This window comes from Streptomyces dysideae, assembly GCF_001514305.1.
In the GTDB taxonomy this organism is placed as follows: domain Bacteria; phylum Actinomycetota; class Actinomycetes; order Streptomycetales; family Streptomycetaceae; genus Streptomyces; species Streptomyces dysideae.
In genome coordinates this window covers 572887-591661 of record NZ_KQ949076.1, presented here as the reverse complement: position 1 = coordinate 591661, position 18775 = coordinate 572887, and the positions used below count along the sequence as shown (strand labels likewise).

Annotated in this window: 9 protein-coding genes; 1 reads left to right on the top strand and 8 read right to left on the bottom strand. The window is 64.1% G+C overall.

What is annotated here, in order from left to right; genetic code table 11:
- Positions 1-8: 8 nt before the first annotated feature.
- From dpdD to dpdE, 8 genes are read right to left on the bottom strand one after another with little or no spacing between them, the layout of a single operon-like run.
- Positions 9-2039: a protein DpdD gene (gene dpdD / locus AQJ91_RS05840; protein ID WP_067017241.1), complete on the bottom strand. Its 2031-nt coding sequence runs from the start codon at positions 2037-2039 to the stop codon at positions 9-11.
- Positions 2036-2554 carry a phospholipase D-like domain-containing protein DpdK gene (dpdK, locus tag AQJ91_RS05835; protein WP_234381815.1) on the bottom strand — a complete coding sequence of 173 codons (519 nt, stop codon included), beginning with the start codon at positions 2552-2554 and terminating at the stop codon, positions 2036-2038. Before dpdK ends, dpdD begins: the two co-directional genes overlap by 4 nt.
- Positions 2551-7059, bottom strand: coding sequence for a protein DpdJ (gene dpdJ, locus AQJ91_RS05830; protein ID WP_067017034.1), 4509 nt, complete (start codon positions 7057-7059; stop codon positions 2551-2553). The genes dpdK and dpdJ overlap by 4 nt, the downstream gene beginning before the upstream one ends.
- Positions 7056-7742 carry a hypothetical protein gene (locus AQJ91_RS05825; protein ID WP_067017032.1) on the bottom strand — a complete coding sequence of 229 codons (687 nt, stop codon included), beginning with the start codon at positions 7740-7742 and terminating at the stop codon, positions 7056-7058. The genes dpdJ and AQJ91_RS05825 overlap by 4 nt, the downstream gene beginning before the upstream one ends.
- On the bottom strand, positions 7739-10837 hold the full coding sequence (dpdH, locus tag AQJ91_RS05820; RefSeq protein ID WP_067017030.1) for a protein DpdH: 3099 nt from the start codon (positions 10835-10837) through the stop codon (positions 7739-7741). The genes AQJ91_RS05825 and dpdH overlap by 4 nt, the downstream gene beginning before the upstream one ends.
- Positions 10830-11762 carry a protein DpdG gene (gene dpdG, locus AQJ91_RS05815; RefSeq protein ID WP_067017028.1) on the bottom strand — a complete coding sequence of 311 codons (933 nt, stop codon included), beginning with the start codon at positions 11760-11762 and terminating at the stop codon, positions 10830-10832. Before dpdG ends, dpdH begins: the two co-directional genes overlap by 8 nt.
- The gene (gene dpdF, locus AQJ91_RS05810; protein WP_067017026.1) at positions 11762-14353 is read right to left on the bottom strand and encodes a protein DpdF; all 2592 of its coding nucleotides are present in this window, start codon (positions 14351-14353) and stop codon (positions 11762-11764) included. The genes dpdG and dpdF overlap by 1 nt, the downstream gene beginning before the upstream one ends.
- Entirely contained in the window at positions 14343-17618 is a 3276-nt protein-coding gene (gene dpdE, locus AQJ91_RS05805) for a protein DpdE (RefSeq protein WP_079084690.1), read from the bottom strand. The genes dpdF and dpdE overlap by 11 nt, the downstream gene beginning before the upstream one ends.
- Positions 17619-18161: 543 nt before the next feature.
- On the opposite strand from dpdE, the gene AQJ91_RS05800 reads away from it, so the two are divergent.
- Positions 18162-18677 (top strand): VUT family protein, encoded by a 516-nt coding sequence (locus AQJ91_RS05800; protein ID WP_067017024.1) that lies wholly within the window; start codon positions 18162-18164, stop codon positions 18675-18677.
- Positions 18678-18775 lie beyond the last annotated feature (98 nt).

The window sequence follows — 18775 nt, the reverse complement described above, 5'->3', positions numbered from 1 at the left end:
CCGCTCTGTTAAGACGTTGCCGCCGCCATGCGGAGTGTGTCGACCGCAGCACGTAGGAGCGATGCCGAGCCGCTTCCATTCGCGTATCCGACGTATTTGGTCGTCTTGTTCTGATCAATGAAGCCGGTGGCTGCATGCTTCGCGCATCGTGTAGCCACGACGATCACATTCGCGCTACGGGCCTTTTGCCGGAGTTGAAGAGAACCGACGTGGTCCGAAGCCGTCAGGACCTTCACGGCAGGGGCTAGCTGCTCAATCTCCTCGGTGCATCGCGCCAGCACAGCTTTGTCGAGGGAGTAGAGCAGCACGCTCATAGATGGAAGGTCAGCGAGCGTTGCCTCCTGCTCGCTGCCGACGCGGGTCTGCCAGGTGAAGTTGACGCCAAGTTCCTCCGAGAGGCGTTTCGCGAAGGACAAGTCGGCTTCATTGAGCCGCCCTTGATGCCGCCAGAGGGGTTCCAGCAGGTTGTACGCCAGATTGCTGCGGGCATCGGAGTCCGGGCAGGCTGCCAGGAACAGCAGGTCGACGAAGTCCAAGGCGATCGGTGCCCGCTCCGGTGAGATCCAGCGGCTGCGCTCGGCGCCAATTTCCTCGAGGATGTCGGCGTAGGTCTGTGTGGAGGGCGCGGCGCGGAGCGCGATCTCGGTGAGAGCCTGCAGTACGGCAAGGTCGCCGGGACCGAACCGGTCGAAGGTCACGGCGTTGCGTATGAAGGCGTGGGCGGTCAGTCCTGCCGGCGTCTCGTATCCGACGGCATCAATGAAAGCCCCGACAGCCGTCCATACCTCGTCTGCGGCCTGGTTCTCAAGGCTGTCCAGGTACGCCGCCAGGACGGCGTCGTCAGCCGCAGGCGATGGCCACGAAGCCCACGTGCGGTTCTTAAGTGCCAACTCACCGCCACTGCTGCCCTCAGCCACCGCCGCGAGCAGAGACGGCCAGGAGTCGACGGAGGCCTGCGGCTCTGCCGATTCGCTTGCATTTGTATCAGCGGATGGCTCGCTCTCCTCTGGGAGTAGTGAGCCGCCGTCGGCCTGTTGCAGTCGCTGCACGGCGTCATCCCAAACCAACTGGGGCAACTCGCCGGAGCGATCGTCGGCTTGCACGGCCGCGATCAGTTGGCGAAGGGCGGGAACATCCTCAAGGACAGAGGCCGCCAGCAACAGAACGGTGATGGCTTGCGCGCTCAGCGAAGTAGCGTCGATGTCAAGCAGGTCAGGGACGAATCGTCCTCGCTCCTCCAGCCTCTGCCGCGCCGTCGGCAGATCACTGTCTGCGAGAGGCTCCTCCAACGCCGCATACACGGCGTTCAGGATGGCCTCCTTAACAGGGACGGGCGGGTTCTGCCGGATGACGTCGGCAAGGTCGGGGGAGTCGAGAAGCTCTTCACTCCGGCCGAGCCGATCAAGCCGCTTGATCCTCAAGTTCGCGAGGTTGAAGGCGGTCACTCCACCCGTCGCCGCCAGGTGATCGAGTACCACGCCTGACGCTGCCTCTGCGCCGGCCGACAGAGAGGCCTCGAACTCCGCCAGGAGGCGGCCGACCGGCTTGGCGACGCGCCACAGCCTGGGGGGTCGCCTGGCCTCTGTGCGCTGCATCAATTGCAGAGCATTGGCCAGGTTCAACTTGTGGTCCAGAGTCCGCCCTGTCTCCAGCCTGAAGGTGGGGCGCTGGCCGAAGAAGTTGAGAATGGCCAGTTCCACAGGGTCATCCGGGTCGAGCCAGACCGGCTGAATGCCTACCTGCTCGTCGTACGCGATGTACGTTGGGCCGGCGAAGGCACGGATCAACTCGGCTGTCTTCGCACGATCACTCACGTCCCGGGCGATGACGTACATGACGAAACGGTCGCGGTTGGTATACGCACGCGGCAACACGACCGGTGCGTCGTCGCCGCGCCGCAGAGCCTCCACGAACGGCAGGGTGCGGTCCTTGTAGCGGAAGTCTGGGCTCAGTCCCGGCCAGATACCGTTTCCCGGCCCGAAGAACCGCTCCAAGAACGTCTCGACGGCTTCCCGCCTCTTCTCCTGGGGCTGCGTCACGAACCACTCCTCCACCGCCGCGCCAGGTCCAGCCGCGCCTGCCCGGCATCCGGCCCCCCCACCTTGTAGGTGACCGACTCATCGTTCTTCGCCATGCCCCGAACCGTGTAATTCATCGACCCGGTGAGCAGCCACTCCTGCCCGCACAGCGTCTTCTCGTGGACATCTGGGTCACGCCGCACGAGCAGCGTGTCCAACTCCGCTCCTTCGATCCGCCGAAGGAATGCCTCGTTATGAGAGTCAGGGCGAGTAACCACGTAGACATGGGATCCAGCACCAGCGATCCACAGAAGCGCATCGGACAGCCGCCAACTACTGGGCGGTACATCGCCGAACAGAGCGTCGAAGCTCCCATGACGGTTGTCGATCACTCGGACGTCCGTGATCCAAGGGGAGACCAGCCACAGTTCCCTGCTCGGGCTGATCATCTCCGCCATCAGTGCCGCGGACAGTATCGAGTCGACGCTCAAGCCGGTCTTGGCGCCCGTGCGTAGAGTTCTTATCAGTTCTGTCACTGGACTGCCTCCCGCAACTCCACTCGCACACGCAGCTCATCTCGATGCCGGGCATAGCCGCGAACCTCGCCATGGACCCGCAGGACGTCCCTCTCGACCGGAAGGGCCGGCACTTGGACGACTGCCTCGGCCAATGCCCGTGATTCGCTCGCCGGGCAGACGAGCTCCACACTCGCGAAGTCGGACATCGCCTTCTGATAGGCCAGCACCCAGTCGCTGGCCATGACATCCACCCGGGGAAGACGGTCGTCATGGGCTCTCCGCACGAGGAGGCGGTCCAGCACCGGGCCATCCGCGTACGGTTGGTAGTACTGCAGGTCTTGCGTGCGGGCCTGACGTCCACGCGGCCACAGGAGGCTGAAGGCCTGGTCGGCGTTCAAGGCACGGGTATCACCGACGGTCAGCCGCTTGTCGCCGACGGCGTACGCGATAACACGAGCGTCTACCTCTATCCCGAGGCGCTGCTCCAGATCCGACCAGGCGTCGACCATGGCCAACGCCTGGGTGTCCGTGTCGGCTCCGGATCCCGGGCGAAGGAGGCGGGTGGACAAGGCCGAGACGGCGGCGCGTCGGGGCCGTCCGTCCAGCCGTTCCCAGGCAGTGAGGAGCGCGTTGAGAGCCTCCTTCGCCGCTTCGGCGTCTACGGCACCGCGCAATGCCCGGATAGCCGCGGCGGCATCCCCGCCTGGCTCCTCCGCAAGGTGCTGCAGCAGCCCTGTCAGTGTGGCGTCAACGTACTCGTAGTCGCTGGGGGCAAGGACACTGGTGACGAGCGCCCAGAATCGACGAGGATCTTCTCCGTAGAAGCGGACAAGGCTCTCGATAACACCCAATCCGCCGACCGAGGTCTCGCTGAGCCACACGACGGTGGGCTTACTGCTGTCGGTGCTGGGCAGGACGTCGACAATCAGGTCTCCATCCTGCGCGTCAGGGCAAGCGCGCTGCGCGGCGGCGAGGATCGCTGCTGCCAGGGTGTCTCGATATGCGCGCTGCGCTATGTCCTCGGTGCGGTCAGCGACATCCGGAGCGACGAGAAGCTCCGCAGCCCGGTCGACAGCAGTAAGGACACGTTCGTCGCGAACCAACTCCGTGAGTCCGGAGATCAGCCGAGTGTTGTCGAGGATCTGCTCGGGATCACTGCTGTCCCGGTAGAGCACGCTGATGATCCGGGACAACTGCCCAGCCCAGGCTCCGTTCGCCAGGGAGGCACGTACTTGCTCGGCGGTGCGAGTCCCGTCGAGACCTGCAAGGGCGAATGCTGTCAAATAGACCTGCGTGAGCCACTCTCGCTGGAACTTATTCGAAATGTCGGCCAGCGTCGGATCCTCGTCGATGGCACACGAGAACACCAGGGAACGCCACTGCGCAGACGACAGGTACTCTTTGACGCTGGCGTCGGACGTGTCGAGAGGCTTGATCAAGATGCGGGCCGCGTCGACATCCATTCTGAAACCAAGAGCGGCTGGCTTGCCGTGCAACTCGTAGTAGACCTTGCGTGTCTCGCCCCCGCCTCGCTCGAAGACAATTTGGCATTCGGCGCCCACGGTCATGCGGCGCATCTGGATCGGGTTTCCTGCCGCGTGAGTCGCGAAGCCGATGGCAGCTATACGCTCGCGCCAGGGTGAGGGATTGGGCACGTCCGCTGGAGTGGGCGGAGCATCCTCCGGCACGACGATCTGAGTTCCCCACAAGGGAAAGCCTTGGGACTGATCGGCGATGTCCGGTGTGGGCTGCTCCAGCTTCAACTGGTGGGGCCTGAAGACCTTGATTCCTTGCGGATCGTGACCGTGCGGGTGCCACACCCCCTCAGGGTCGGCATGCTGAACGATCTGAGGCAGTGGGAGCGTGTCAGTGCCGCTTGGCGGTACCGGCAGCCACGTGCGGTGGTCATCGTGGCGATGCCCGAAACGGCGACTCACACGTCCGGGTACGGCCTCCCGTAGAGCCCGGGCGATCGGAAGCTGCTCCAGACTGTTCCGCTCGGGGAACGGCAGTTGCAGCGCCACCTCTGGCAAGTTCAACGGTTCGAAGAGCGAACGCGTGATGAACTCGGGTAGCAGGGACCCCTCCTTGGCGCCTGGGTCGATGCGCTGGAAGGACCAGTTGCTGCGAAGGCGGCGCAGAGCCGTCGGGACGACGGCGAGCAGCAGCGACCGCGGCTGCTCCCACAGCAGAGCCTGTACCTCGTCTGCGCTGATCTTGAGGGCCCGCATCAGATGTCGAGCGAGTTCATCCTGCAGGTCGGGCTTGCAGAGCAAAGCATCAAAGAGGGACGTCAGAGCGTCGTGGCCAGGCCGGTCGTCGTCACGCACCACATGGCCGTTGGGAGCCTTGAGGATCTTACGTGGGTCAGCCCACAGGTTCCTTGTGCGAAGTTTCCGGGCCGCCCAGTCCAGGAGTGCCTGCGTGGCCTGAATCTTCAGCACGAAGCGGTTGTTGATGGGCAGGCTTCGTGCCGGAACCTCGGGAGCGAACAGAGTCTCGTACGCCTGGTAGGCGAGGCGATCCCGACCATAGTCCGACAGAGTGACCACGGTGATGGGGCGTGTTCCAGGCGCGCGGCCTGCGCGGCCGCGGCGCTGAATGAATGCTGCGGCGTCGCGGGGCGCCTTGTGCTGCAGTACAAGGCCTACTCGGGGGTCGTTGAACCCGACCTCCAGAGAAGCTGTGGCGACGGTGAGGTTCGCATGACGATCGACGCCCACGTCCTGGGAGGAGGTTCGCCCGATCCGCAGGTGGTGGAGTTGAAGACCTGGGTCGAGGTCGTAACCGATCTTCTCGGCAAGGTCCCACGACTGGCCGTCCAAATAGCGAGCGGCGTGCTCGTCGCGTACGGAGGAGCGGAGTCCGGCGAGTACTGGCTTGCGGCGGTTGCGGCGCCCGCCACGGTCTTGTCCACCTTCCGCGTCACGGAGGTCGTTGTAGAAGCGGTTGGTGACGTCTAGGTCGTCCGTGAAAAGGAAGCCTGTGGAGCCATACAGATACGTGTTGTTGTCCAGGTCAAGCATGCGGCCGTGGAGCATGGCTGTCTGGATTGACGTCGAGAGCAGGCTCGCACCAGAGATGGGATCTCCACGGAGGGCGAGTGCGTACTCGCGGCCTTCGGCGTGCAGGTCCTCGTCGTCTGGTTCGATAGGCACGACGTCGCTCGAGCGCAGTCCAACCAGTTGTGCGAAGAACGAATCCGCGTCGCGCAGGGTGGCGGACAGGCCCACGAAGGTGATGGGGCGGCGAGCCGCTTCGCGCCAGCGACGCAGCAGCAGGGCCACTTGCGCTCCGTGGAGACCGCTGTAGGTGTGGACCTCATCCAGGAGGACCAATGAGGGGGCCGTCTTGCCGCCGCGCCAGCCGAGCAACTGCTCCAGGTAGAAGTCTCCACTGTAGAGGTTCAGCATCTCCGTGGTCGTGAAGAGCAGATCTGGCGGATTCTTCTTCATGGACTCGCGGGTGAGCGCGAGGCGCCTGCCACTGAGTGCGTAGCCGCACTTTGTATTGGTACAAGTGAGTTGTTCTCGCCCTTGTCGACGGTCTTCATCCGTCCACTCAAGATCCCCTGTGCCGCAGTCCGGTGCAGGGCAGGGCAGATAAGGGCATATGGCGCCTCTACGGGTTCGCGCCCAAGAGTTGGGAAGCCCAGAGTCTGCTTCGAGCCTTCGGTCACGCGCATTCCACGGGGTGTCGCCGTAGAACGCGCCCACTCGAAGGGGGCGTCGTCCCTGCTCACGCAGCGCCTGATCGATGCTGTCTGCTTCTTGGATGGATGTTCGAAGCTGGTCTCGCAAGAGTTCCTTGCGCGGATATAGGGCCAGCGTGTGGACGTTCGACGCTGTGCCGGGTCGAGCACGGTCGGCCATTGCGGCGAAGGCCGGCAAGTAGAACGCCAGCGTTTTGCCGCTACCTGTACCTGCACCGACGATGATCCCCTTGGACGTGTCTGCGCTGAGAGCGTTGAAAACCGCATGCGTGGCCTCCAACTGGAAGCGCGCGAGCTTCCGATCCTTGAGTTGGGCGGCCGCAACGTGCGCTTGTACTTCGCCCCATTCGGGAAGTTGCGCCAGTTTTCGGAGTGCATCGGCGGCTGGGATGTCACGGCGCGGATAGCGTCGCGGTGACACATGCAGTCGGTAATCGGCGACGAGGCGCCGCTGGTGCTGCCACCAACCGGGCTGCTCTTCGTCGGCCCAGCTTCCTCGCGCGAAGAGCTGTCGTAGCCCAGCGGTGAGCCTTACCGACTCCGCCAGCCGTGTGCGGTACCGCGGAGGCGATGTCACGGGCACGGGCACCTCGAACAACAGGGCACGAAGGAGGAACTCTTCCAGCACCGCTTTGGCAGAAACGTCGGCGGGGGCCGCATCGTGGGTGCTCAAGACGCTGTCGATGGTCTCGAGGACCTCAGCCTCCGAGAGTGCGCTCTCCGTGACGCCCCATGACAGGAGGGGAAGCTCGCGGTCCTCCAGTCGATTCAGGAGCTCGTTGGCGAAGCGGATGTCGAGGTGGTCTGTCACGCTCCCGTCCTCTGCAGGGTGATGTGAAGGTCCATGTCGAACTGACGCAGCAGTGCTATGTCGGCGTCCGTGATGTCACGGAGAGTCGGGCTGGGTCGCTTCTCCAACCGGTCCAGGAGGTCCAGCAGTTCTTTGGGGGGATCGCTCTTGTCGTGCAGAGCCTCGGCGAGGATGGCGTACGTGCCGGTGAAGAGAGTGATGCCTGCCTTGGACAGGTTCTTGGCAGCTGCCGCCTGCCGGAGTTCCTTCTCCCGTCCGCGTGCTGCCTCACGCTCGTCAGCCGAGAGCATGGGGATACGGGCCAGCGGAAGGCCAGCGATCCTTGCTGTGGCCCAGGAAGACCAGGCCTCGCTGTTGTCGCCCTTGAGCCTGTCCGTGAACTCTTGAACTTTCCTCCTGGCCGTGTTGAAAACTGTGTCGCTGGGCAGCCCGTTGCGGGCCTTGCGATCGAACGCTGTGCGAGCGGCGTCGATGCCGGCCAGGTCGGGCTTGGCGGCTGCTCCCAGGCCAGCAAGGGCGTGACTCAGCTCAACCTGGTTTCTGAGTTCCGCCAGCGCCGCGCGGAGTTCCTTAGTGCGGCTCAGGACCCGGGTTGCCTCCTTCTCGCCGACGGCTCCGGCGGCGATCTGGCGGGCCCTGTTTTGCAGCTGCACGGCCTTGTCGTATACGGACAAGATGGTCACGAGTCCTCCCCGTTGTCCTCGTCGGCCGCGACAGCTGTGAGTGCCTGCCACTCCGTACAAATCTGCCCGACGTCCTCTGCGGCACTGTCGCCTGCGGAGCCACTGGAACGTGACTCGGCGCTGGTGAGAGCAGCGTCCAGCCAGGCATCACAGGTGACGAGGAGTTGCTGAATGGCCTTGAGCGAAGTGCCGCGATCTTTGACCGCTGCAGCAACGCGTGCATCTTGACGAGCGGCAGGATCACGGCTTTCGTCGCTCGCCTTGGCCAAGTCGTCCTCGAGTGCGGACACAGCCTTCCAATCGGCGTCATGGCATGCCTGAAGGAGAGCTTCGAATTGGCGTGCCTGCTCGGCTGTCAGGGGCAGTCCGACGTCGCGTGCGGCGCTGACTGCGTCGCGGATGGCAGCCATGGTCTGGATACCGGTGGTGCCGCGCGGTTGGCGGCTCCGGATCGAGTCGAGCAGCCCTTCGTGCCGGCTGATCTGGTCGTCAATCATGGCTGGCCAAGATGCGAAACCGGTGACCGCCGGCCGTACCCACTTCGGGATCTGCAGCGTCTCGGGATCCCAACTCCATGTGGACGTTGCTTCCTCGAGCAGAGGGAGAATGCGCGCGGCGTCGACCATGTTCACAGCACCGATGCCCTGTGCGATGCCGACGGCGTAGCGCAGTTGCTTCACGAGTTCCGGGCGTGTGTTCAGATGCATTCCGAACACGTCCATCCATCTGGTACTGCGAATGGACGTGTCCTCGCGGCACCACTCCTGCCCGTCGTCCAGGACGGCGGCGATGAGCATCGGGGTGGGCATCCCGGGCCATGCTTTGCCCGCGAGAGCCGCTCCGAGCAGTGATGCCCGGAAGCCGGCGACCAGATGGTCGTCGCTGATCTCCATGTGCCGCTCGAGCCGTGCCGTGAGGTCGGCCCTGTGCTTATCTGCCAGCGTGGCCAGCCTGCGGATGTCCTCGGCTCGTGCCGGCAGGTTCCGCTCAGCCTTCAGGAGGCTGTCGAAGAACCAACTGTCCTTGGGAAGGCGGGAGAAGGATACGGGTGCATTCTCGACTCCGGGCAGGTTCTCCTTTGCACCCTCGATGGACACGACTGTCGCTTTGGGAGGCCAGGCTGCCTTTCTGATGTCGCCAAGGGCTTGCTCTCGCATCAGCGGTGAGTTCCACAGATATCTCTGCACCACCGCGGTCGACACGACACTTCGGATTCGGTTGGCGGTGGTCGTGTCCAGCCCGCCTTCACGGGTGAGCCACTCGTCCACCGTCTCCAGCATTCGCTGGACTTCTCTCGGGAGATCGCTCTCGTCGGTTGCAGCCTTCGTTTCGGGCCCCGACGTGCTGGTGCTTGTCTCCTTTGTGGGGGAAGCGGAAGCAGACGGGCGGTCGTGCTGGCCTTCGCCGGCCAGTGGCTCCAGGGAGAAGGCTTCGAGAATAGTGGGATGGATGCCGTTGGCGTGCTCGGGGGCGTCTCCCCAGAACTCGAGCACAAGGTTGCGCCGTTCCACGGAAGCCGGATCGGGATCGTTCTCGTCTACGAAGCTGCGCACCTCGCGGCTGAGAAGCTTATCGATCTTGGTCGGCCGGTACCGCTCCCGGAAGTCTCGTCCAGGGAACTCTCCTTGCTGAATGGCGCTGGAGTATTCAATGAGGAGCGGACGTACGACGCTCCCCAGCACGGTGCGCGGGTTGAAGGACCACGGCTTGTCCTGAGGGGCTGTTGAGTGAACGGCCCTGACGAGAGCTGACTCGTTGAATGGGTAGAGGCCGTAACCGTTGGAGGTCGCGCCGAAGGCTTCGTGGCACTCCGACTTCAGAGGGCAGGACGTGCATTTGTTGGGGATCTCGTCGTTGGCGCGCTCCAGCGCTTGGCGGCCGACACGTCCTGCGTTGAGATAGCGGCCCACGAACGAGGCGATCTCTGTGCGCCCCGTCTCCTCCGGACCGAAGGGAACATCCAGGTGATAAACGTAGCCGGTGCCCGCCTGGAGGCGAGTCAACGCCGTCTCAGGCAGGGACTGGAAATATCCTGTGGTCACGGCCATGAGGGTGCGGATCGGGGCGAGGGCCGTCCTGCCCTCGCGGTTGGCCGCTTCCACCACGGCGTCGAGCAGGTCCCTCTGGACGCCTTGGATCAGGGCGAAGTCTTCGATCAACAGGATGATCTCTTTGCCCTGCCGGTGGTACTCCTCTCGTACCTGCGTCATGGCATCCAGGAGCCGGCCCGCTCCGAGATTAGCGGCGCTCTTGATAGCGGGTTCCAGGTGACTGTTGAGCAGGTCCACCGCGATGGCCTGAAGGTCACCTCGGGTGCTGATCGTGCCGAGCAACCGCTGTGCCATGCCCGACGCGGACTTGATGTCGCGGATATCGAGCGGGAGGTCACTGACCGCGAAACCCTCGGCGCGGTCTGCCTGCCCGGCCTGACGGTTGTGGATGAGTTGGCGGGCGAGTTCGGGTACGAATTGGCCTGGCGCCAGGAGTTCCGCACGGACGTGGGGGTCGAGAAGTACCGCGGCCAGTTTGCCGGGGCCGACCAGCATCCGGGCCAAGGGGCGCGACTCCGCGCTCGGAGGGGTGGCCTCCAGAGCCTCGCTCAACTCGTTGAGGATCCGCCGTGCCAGCGATTCCTCATCGATGTCCTCGGTGAACCTGTTGATGTCCTCTTTGAGCTGCGCCAGTTCGCTGCTCTCCGCCTTTGCGATGAGAGTACTGACGACAGCCTTGAGACTAGTCTTGGACTTCTCGAGGTAGATGACCTCCCGCCCGTCGGCCCCCTCATCCGCCCCGGTGAGTCGCTCTCGCACCCATCGCACGAGATGCGACTTGCCCGAACCGGAGTCACCGACGACAGGCATGAGAAGGGTGCCGCTGTCCGGTCGGAGCGCCAGGAAATCTTCGTAGACGGCCTCCTCGCTGATCGGGTTGCCTTCGAGGATCAACTTCTTGTCGTCGATGATCCGGGCCCGCTTGATTCTCAACGGTGCGTGAGTGGCCAGGAAGACTGCTCTCGACGGGCTGACTGCCTCGGTGTTGATCGTGGAGGCTGCCACTGGCGGATCCCAGCAGAGCATTCCGCGGAAGTCAGCCATTGGTGGCCTCCAGGATGGTGATGTCGCTGACGGTGCGCGGGCTGGCCGGGCGGTCTGGGTCGTACACGTGAAGGATGTGCCGCGCGTCGTCGTCGTGCTCCAACCGGAGCCACTTCTCCTCGTGACCGCGCAGCAGAGCGAAGGACAGCGCGGCCCCAGCCACGTTCTCGCCTGGGCTGGGGATGCCGAGCGCGAGCGAGTGCGCGCCACCAGGCAGTACAGGTAGGTGCTCTCGCAGCACCTGCAATGCCTCGACAGCGTTGATGCGTTGCTCCTCTCGCCACAATTCGGCGACTGTCTGCTTTACGGCCACAGTGCAGTCGGGGACGAGCGGGCCGCTGCCCTCTGTACGAAAGAGCGGGGCGGCGGCGAGACCAAGGGCGGGGGCCCAGTAGTTGAAGCGCGTCCAACGTGTTGCGTTGGCGAAGAGGGGAAGCACTTCCGGCCTGAGCAAGCCGCGGTCCTTTCCGTCCTTCTCGTCGAGCAAGTGCTGTGCGGCGACCCAATCGACGGGACGCTCCATCGGGTCGTGCACGAGAAACCAGGCAAGCGCACGTGTCAGGTCACGGGGCCCCGCCGCGTCGTTGTCCGCCCCGAGTTCGCTGTTGCGGTCCGCTTCGAGGACTGCGTGACGGAGGAGGGCGGTGTAGGTCTCCACATCGTCGCTGCTGGTCAGAGTTGTGGCCCGGCCGGCCAGCGACAACTCCTTCCGCTCATCGTCGACCTGTACCAAGCCGAGGGTCAGGAGGGAGCTGACCGCACAGTCAAATGGGGGTCTGGTTGTCGTATCCTCGGCCCGCAAGGGCGGAGGACTCAGCAAGGCCCGTGCGTCCTCCAAGCTGATGCTCTTCCCCAAGTACGTGAGGAGACGCACCAGCGCCCAGGTCTGAGACGGAATGGCAGCGTCTACGTTCAGGAGAGTCATCAGAGTTCCTCCAAAGCGCGGCGGATCGACAGGTTCGCCGAATGGATGTCGATGAGTGGCGTACCTTGACGCTCCGGGTGGTCCAGGGTCCGTGGGTGGATGAGGTAGGTCGGTGCATCCCACGCGAAGCGAGTCGCGATCTCCGGTCCAGGAGATACTGCACCGGCATCCGACATCCAAATGACTGGACCATGCCAGTCCGCGAGGAGGGCGCCGTCGTCGTCAACGATTACGGTACGGGTCCGCGCCGTGGCCTGTAGTTGACTTCTCATGCGGGCATCGATTCCAGGGCCTCCGACCACGGCGATTCCGCGGCGGACAAGGCTTTCCACTAGACGGGCCGCGAGGACCTGGTCGCCGGCGTCCTGCCACCAAAGGCTCAGGCATCGTCGGTCTCCGAAGTACTGCTTCAGAGGCAGACGTCCTTGCTCCTCAGGCGTTGGCAGCAGGGGACGGGGCTCGCCGGCCAGCCGGTAGAAGCCGCTGGACATTGGTTCTGCGGTTGCCCTGCAGTGAGGGCAGCCTCGGCAGGTGATGCCCGTGCGGCGTTCACCTGTCCCGTCGGGGACGCGGTAGTACGCCCCAAGTACCTCGCCGATGCAGCGGTTCCCCACCAGAGCGGCTTTGAGTTCTCGCAGTGATGCTGTCCGATCTTGGAGCAGTTTTGCGCGCTCCGCTTCGAATCGGGCGTAGAAGTGCTCTTTGATCCGGGAGTCAGAGCCGAGTAGCTCTACGTCCGCGTAGTCATTGGCTGTTGAGTAGAATTGGTCAAGGCGTGCCTTCCAAAAGACATCTGATTCGCCCTCGCCTCTTGTTGGCGGCTGCGGCGGGTGGACAGCCACGAGGCCGGCTCTCATCATCAGGTTGAGGATCCGGATGTTCCATGCACGATTGCGGTGGAAGCCCTCGTTCATGTCCGGTGGGAAAGAGTCGAGGCTGACCCTATGGAGGTTTTGAACGGTGGTCTTGTCGTGAAACATGGCTTCCCACCGTTGCCAGGCACGCGGTGCCCCGATGATCACCTCATTGCTCATGTAGTCGGCGATCTCTTCATCCTGGTACGTGGTTGCCAGAAAGGCGACTGAGGGGCTGCCGTCACGACCTGCCCGCCCTATCTCCTGGTAGTAGCGGTCCACGGTTTCGGGCAGGCAGGCGTGCACAATCGTCTTGACATCGTCGAGGTCGACACCGAGACCGAACGCTGCAGTGCCCACCACGATGTCGTATCGCGTGTTGGTCTTGCCCTCTGTGGTCTTGCCGCTCCACCCTTCCAACGCATCACGACGCTCGCTGTCGGTGGAATCACCCGTTACGTGAGTTACTCGGTTAAAACCATGATTTCGCAGGCGCTCAGCCCATTCTTCCGCATGTTCGACCTTCGTCGTGTAGACGATCATCGGCTTTGGCAGGTACGAGGCGGCGTCGAGGACTGCATCCTGTCGTTCCTTCTCGCTTCCGCAAGCATTGACGTAGTAACTCGGCTCATGGCGGAGTTGCGCAGCCCACACGATTCTTGCCTTCTGAGGGGAGGCAAACAGCGTGTCAAGCGTTTCTACCTGCTGCGCGGTGAGCGTCGCACTCATCGCCACAGTGATGGGCTCCCGTCCCTGCGGGGCCTTCTTGGCCTTGCTGAGCCAGGTGCGACGGTGACTCGACATCGTCTGGAACTCGGTGCGGAAACTGTTTCCCCACTGCTCGACGAGGTGTGCTTCGTCGATCACGAAGTACTGAAAGAAGCCAGCCTCAGCGGCGGTCTCCAATGGCTTCTTCAGGCTTCCCACAAGGGACTCAGGTGAGGTGAATACCAGTCGCTGACGCCCCGCAGCGATGTCTTCCCTCATCTGCCGTTTTTCTTCTGCGGACAGCCCGCTTGTGTAGGCGTAGCGGCGGGTGGGGCTGTGTTGTCCTTGCCGTTCGATGATCTCGCTGGTGCGCCGCTCCAAGTCCGCTGCGAGGACACTGGTGGGCACGACGACCACGGACACGCCGTTGCTCACGCTCGCCAAGAGTGCCGGCGCCATGGCCACCGCGGTCTTTCCGTGTCCTGTCGGGAGACAGATGATGGTGGTGCTCCCCGGTTCGGCGAGCGCCACGGCCCTGGCTGCCTGCCGTTGCCCGACCGACACGTAGTGGTCGTAACCGTCACCGAGGGCGGCCTTGAAGAACGGGTCGGCTGGGTACGACTCCAACTTCCGGCGGTTGGGTGAATCCTCCCCGAGATGGACTTGGCGGAGATCCTCCTCGGCTGCACTGCGGGACACGTCATCGCGGACAGGCGGGTGCCATGGCTTCGCGGTCACCCACAGATACGAGCCGCCATAAGTCAACCCGGTCTGGCATCCAATCTCCTCCCACTGGTCGCGGGTGGGAAGCTGTGGATCGAGCGGCACCGTCAAACCCGTGGTGTTCCCGCGTGCCTGAGCTTCGAGGAGTATCTGTCGAGTAAGTGAAGCAATGTCTCGCCACCCGGCGGACTTACTCATCAGGGCGTCGCGGAGCCTACGCAGCGTTCCGCGGGCGTCCGGGAGTTCGGGCAGTCTCGACAGGTCCTTGAACAGGGAGGCCGCCCCAGTCCAGTTATCAGTCGCCACGACGGATCCTCCTAAGCCCCGTCTTCAGCACGCACGTCGCGGATACAAGCCGAACCTTGGGGTGGTTGAGCCCCTGTACCAACGTCGCGGTGACGTCCACATCAAGCAGGTAGCTCTCGGCGTCGTCGAGGAGGCGACCCGCTGCTTGCCGGGCCTCTGCCTGGGCTCGCGCGACTGTGAGGCGTTCGCGGCCCTGTTGCTGGGCCTGGGCGCACCGGTCAGCCAGGTTGGTCACCCGCTCGAGTTCGGCTCGGGCGACCTGCTCGGCAGCCCGTGCAGAGACGTCGTATCCCGTAGGCCCATCGAAGAGATTCAGCAGTTCGTGGATCCGTTTGGAGTTGTAGTTGTGGTCCGTGGCGCTGTAGGGCGCGTCCAACCAGGCTCGGAGGGCTTCGTCGGTGAGTGCCTGGGTGTCGCCTGCCGGCACCCATACCTTCAGCGTGAAGGGAGGAAGCAGTTGGTCAGCCTGGCGCCGTAGAGCGGCTTCCACTTGGGTGCGCTTCTGAGCGTGTGGGAGCTTCAGGGCCAGTTCCAGCGCCGGGGCGGTGTCGGCTTCGACGAGGTAGTCGAAGCCGAAGTAAGGTTCCGGATCGCCCCTGTGGTTCGGGTCGGCACGCCAGAACGCTGTGGCCTGGCCGCGGTCGTCGTACCAGACGACGTTGGCGAGCGTGTCGACGAGCGGGTTACCGATGCGGAACAGCCGTGTGCCGGGGGCCTTGAGTGCCGCGTTCCTGTTGAACGTTCCCCGGGCCATCTCCTCGGTGAGCTTCTCGCGGTCGTAGAGGTGCGGGGAGATGAGGGTCTTCGGCGTGATCTCGAAGGCGTCTCGATGGGTGCTGGGCTCACTGTGACGGATCTGGATGCCGCTTGAGCCATCTCGGCCGGTATACCCCAACATGGCTTCGCGAGCGTGCCCCCAGTTCGCTTCAAATTCCCCCAACTGCTCGGTGAACCTGTTCCCTTCGGGGGAAGTGTCGAAGATCGACTCAAGCATGTCCATCTGGTCGATCTCAGCGCGAGCATCGGCGAGTTGAGCCTGGACGGTATCGGCGGCCTCCGTCAGGCCCTCCGGACCATGCTCCAGCGCCTCAGCCCAAATGCCAGCGAGGCCCTGTGCGATTGCGTCCTGGAGCGTGGACACCGAGTCAGCGAAAATGCCGTAGCCGTTGACGAGCAGGGACAGCCATGCCCCCGAGTGGCCTTCAGCGTCCGTGAGTACGAACTGCGCCGGCGGCTGGCGCTGCTGGCTTGATTCGACGTAGCGATCGGTTCGGCCGAGACGCTGCTCGAGCTGGTTGGGTGACCATGGGAGGCGTACGTGGATCACCGTGCTAGCAGCCTGGAGGTTGAGGCCGTCCTCCGCCGTGTCGTCAGCGATGAGTACGGCGGATTGCGCGGGGTGCTCGCGCCATTTCCTGATGGCGAGTTCGGATTTCTCAGTACCTGTGCGCCGGGTGTGCTCGAGGAACGCGACCTTGGGGAACCGCGCGCTCAGTCGTTCGGTGAGCCTCGCGGCAAGGGCTCCGGGGCCGCAGAAGACGATGACGCGTGGTCCCTTACGCAGGGCTGGGAGAAGGGCGTCCACGAGTTCGTTGAGCTCGGTGACATGGTGGGCGTCTGTGATCTGCTCTTCTAGCCCTTCGAGGATCTTCGCCTCGTGGGGCACAACTGGCGGGGCGGTGAGGTGGCGCTGCTCCCGAGGGCCCAAGCCAGCCCGAAGGGCGGCGTCCTCGTCCCGGCGGACACGCCACCGGAGTGCGTCGAGGTAGTCCGCAGACGTGCCGCCGAGACGCGAGGCGAGCACAGCCAGGGCAAGGGCGTAGGCGCTGCGGCTGCCCTCAAGCCCCTCGTCGAGGAGATACCCCCACAGCTGGGTCTGCCACTCCACGAGGCTGTCCGCGGCCGGATCGTACGATTCGACTGCCAACGGTGTCGGCTCAGTCCGACCACGTACCTCGTACAGGAACAGTGCCGAGTCATCGTCGTCGCCCAGTACGCCTGCCCGGCGGTGCCTGATGACCCGGCGGTGCAGTCGGTACGTCTCGCTGATGTGCGCCCGAAGCTCTGTGACGCGCGCGGAGAGTTCTTGCATGTCGGTCTCGTCACGAAGGTTACCTTCGCTGTCGAGGAGTTCGAGGACTCGGGCTGCCAGGTCGTCGAAGCGGGTGTCCTCTTGAGGCAGCAGTCCTTTGACCATCTCGATCGAGGAGGGCAGCAGCACGTGGAAATCTGCGCTGAGGCTGTATAGGTGATTGGCCAACTCTGCCCGGTGGTTGTATCGCTGCTCGAACGCCTCCCGCTCGCTCCACTTGTACACGTCGGGATCGAGGAGGTGCAGAAGCCCCAGGTGCGTGGTGTGGCTTGACGTGACGGGCGTGGCGGACAACAGCAGCAGCTTCGATGCAGAGTGTGCAAGGCCGCACAGCGCGCGATAGGTGGGATCCGTGTCGTCACGGTCCTGGACCAGCAGGTGGGCCTCATCAACCACGACGAGATCACTCTCGTCGTACTGCTTCCACTTCTCAGGCGACTCGTGGGACGTGATCCTGACGCGCGTCGGGAAGTCGTCGGTGAAGAATTTCGTGCGCAGTTCGGCTTGCCACTGACGGCGCAGGGAGTCGGGGGCGACGATGACCACACGCGCCTGGGGGTTGTCGATCAGAGTCTGCAGGATCACGTAGCCGGCCTGGATGGTCTTGCCGAGTCCGACCTCGTCAGCGAGGAGGTACCGCTGAACGGGATCGGAGAGCACGGTCAGCGCGGCGCGGACTTGGTGCGGATAGATTTCAGCAGCTGTCGCTAGGAGGGCGGGGGTGTTGGCGCTCACGGCGCGCTGCGCCACGAGGTTGCGCAGCATCGGGATGCGTGCGTTGTAGAGGAAGCCAGATTCGTTGCCTCCGGACGCCAGGACCTGGAGGGGGTCCCTAACCGGCTTGTCCCAGCGAACCCGGAGTTCCCACTCGGGTACGGGGAAGTGGTATTCCACGTTGGGGAATTGGACGAAGTACTGACCGCCAACGTGGTTCGTGATCCGCCCGGCTAGCCACTCCCCGGTGCTGGGGTTGTGTCGAAACACTCGAGTCTGTGGCTTGAGCCGCACCTGCTGGCAGGCGGTAGCCGGGACGGTGTGTGACTCAATTTCGGGCTCCGCGACAGACTCGAAGAAGTCGACGCGGAGCGTACCACCGTCGACTGCCCCCACGCGGCCGATTCCAGGCGCTCCTGTGAACGTGACAAGGCGCCCAACTGTGAAGCCCGAAGACATCCTTCTGCTCGCCCCCACCTGCTGGTTTAACGATGAAGACGAGCTTAGGCGCCCCCACTGACAAGGCAGTTGACGGAGGAGCGCACGAATTCGCATATACATTCGAGGATGGGCTGAGTGTGTGGTGTCGGGGAGGTCTGGCTGTCGTCGCATATTTCTCTAAATGGGGCGAACCGGTTACGCGAGGTGGGTCCACGGGGGTGGGACTGCGCCACAAAATGCGACCGAAACGCAGCCTCGCTCCGAATCTTTCGTCGGGCCGGATGGCTGGTGGGTAGGCGGCTGGTGCTGGGACGGGTGCGGCCGTACGACCTGCGAGGGTTCGCTCGAGCAGCCTCCTTCACGTCGACCGAGGTGTGTGTGCTTCACGGCGGGCGTCTATGCGTATGCCTCCGGCAGCGCACTCAATCTCGGCCAGAGTTTCGCCACCTGGGCCCGATACCAGTGTCAGTGGCCTGCGCTGTACTGTCTGGGCGCTCGCCTCGCTGTCCGTCCGCGGCGTGGTATCGGCGCAATCACCACTACCCAAGAAGAAAGAAGACCGTGAACGTCCCTGCCCCTGCCGGTATCGCGACCCTCATCGCCTACGTCGCCACGATCCCCGCGGCGAATCTGGCCGTCACCCACTTCGGAGTCGTCCCAGTCGGCTTCGGCTATGCGGCTCCCGCTGGTGTCTACATGGTCGGCCTCGCCTTGGTTCTTCGGGATCTTGCTCGCGAGTCCGTCGGCCGCGGTGCTGTCCTCGCGGCTATAGGCGTTGGCACCGTCCTGTCGTACCTCCTTGCCGACCCCGCGCTCGCCGTGGCTTCGGCCGCCGCCTTCGCGGTCGCCGAAAGCATGGATTTCGCGATCTACGAACCGCTCCGGAGACGTGGCCTCCTGACCGCGATGCTCGCCTCGAATGCGATCGGCCTGCTCGCGGACAGCCTGCTGTTCCTCAAGTTGGCCTTCGGATCGTTCGCGTACCTGCCGGGACAGATCCTGGGCAAGTCGTGGATGACCCTTGCGGCGGTCGCTGTTCTGACGCTACTTCGCCGGCGGAAGCAGGCGACAACCTGATCTCTGGGGTCGCGTCCGAGCAAGTGGTGTACGGAACTGAGCAGGCCCCGGCCCCCGCGCTGTCGGCTCGCGTGTCGGCAAACCGACGCCCAAGATCG

Excerpts from the sequence above, each read along its gene's own strand:
- dpdH (WP_067017030.1), bottom strand. The coding sequence starts at position 10,837 with ATGGCTGACTTCCGCGGAATGCTCTGCTGGGATCCGCCAGTGGCAGCC.
- dpdG (WP_067017028.1), bottom strand. The coding sequence starts at position 11,762 with ATGACTCTCCTGAACGTAGACGCTGCCATTCCGTCTCAGACCTGGGCG.
- dpdE (WP_079084690.1), bottom strand. The coding sequence starts at position 17,618 with ATGTCTTCGGGCTTCACAGTTGGGCGCCTTGTCACGTTCACAGGAGCG.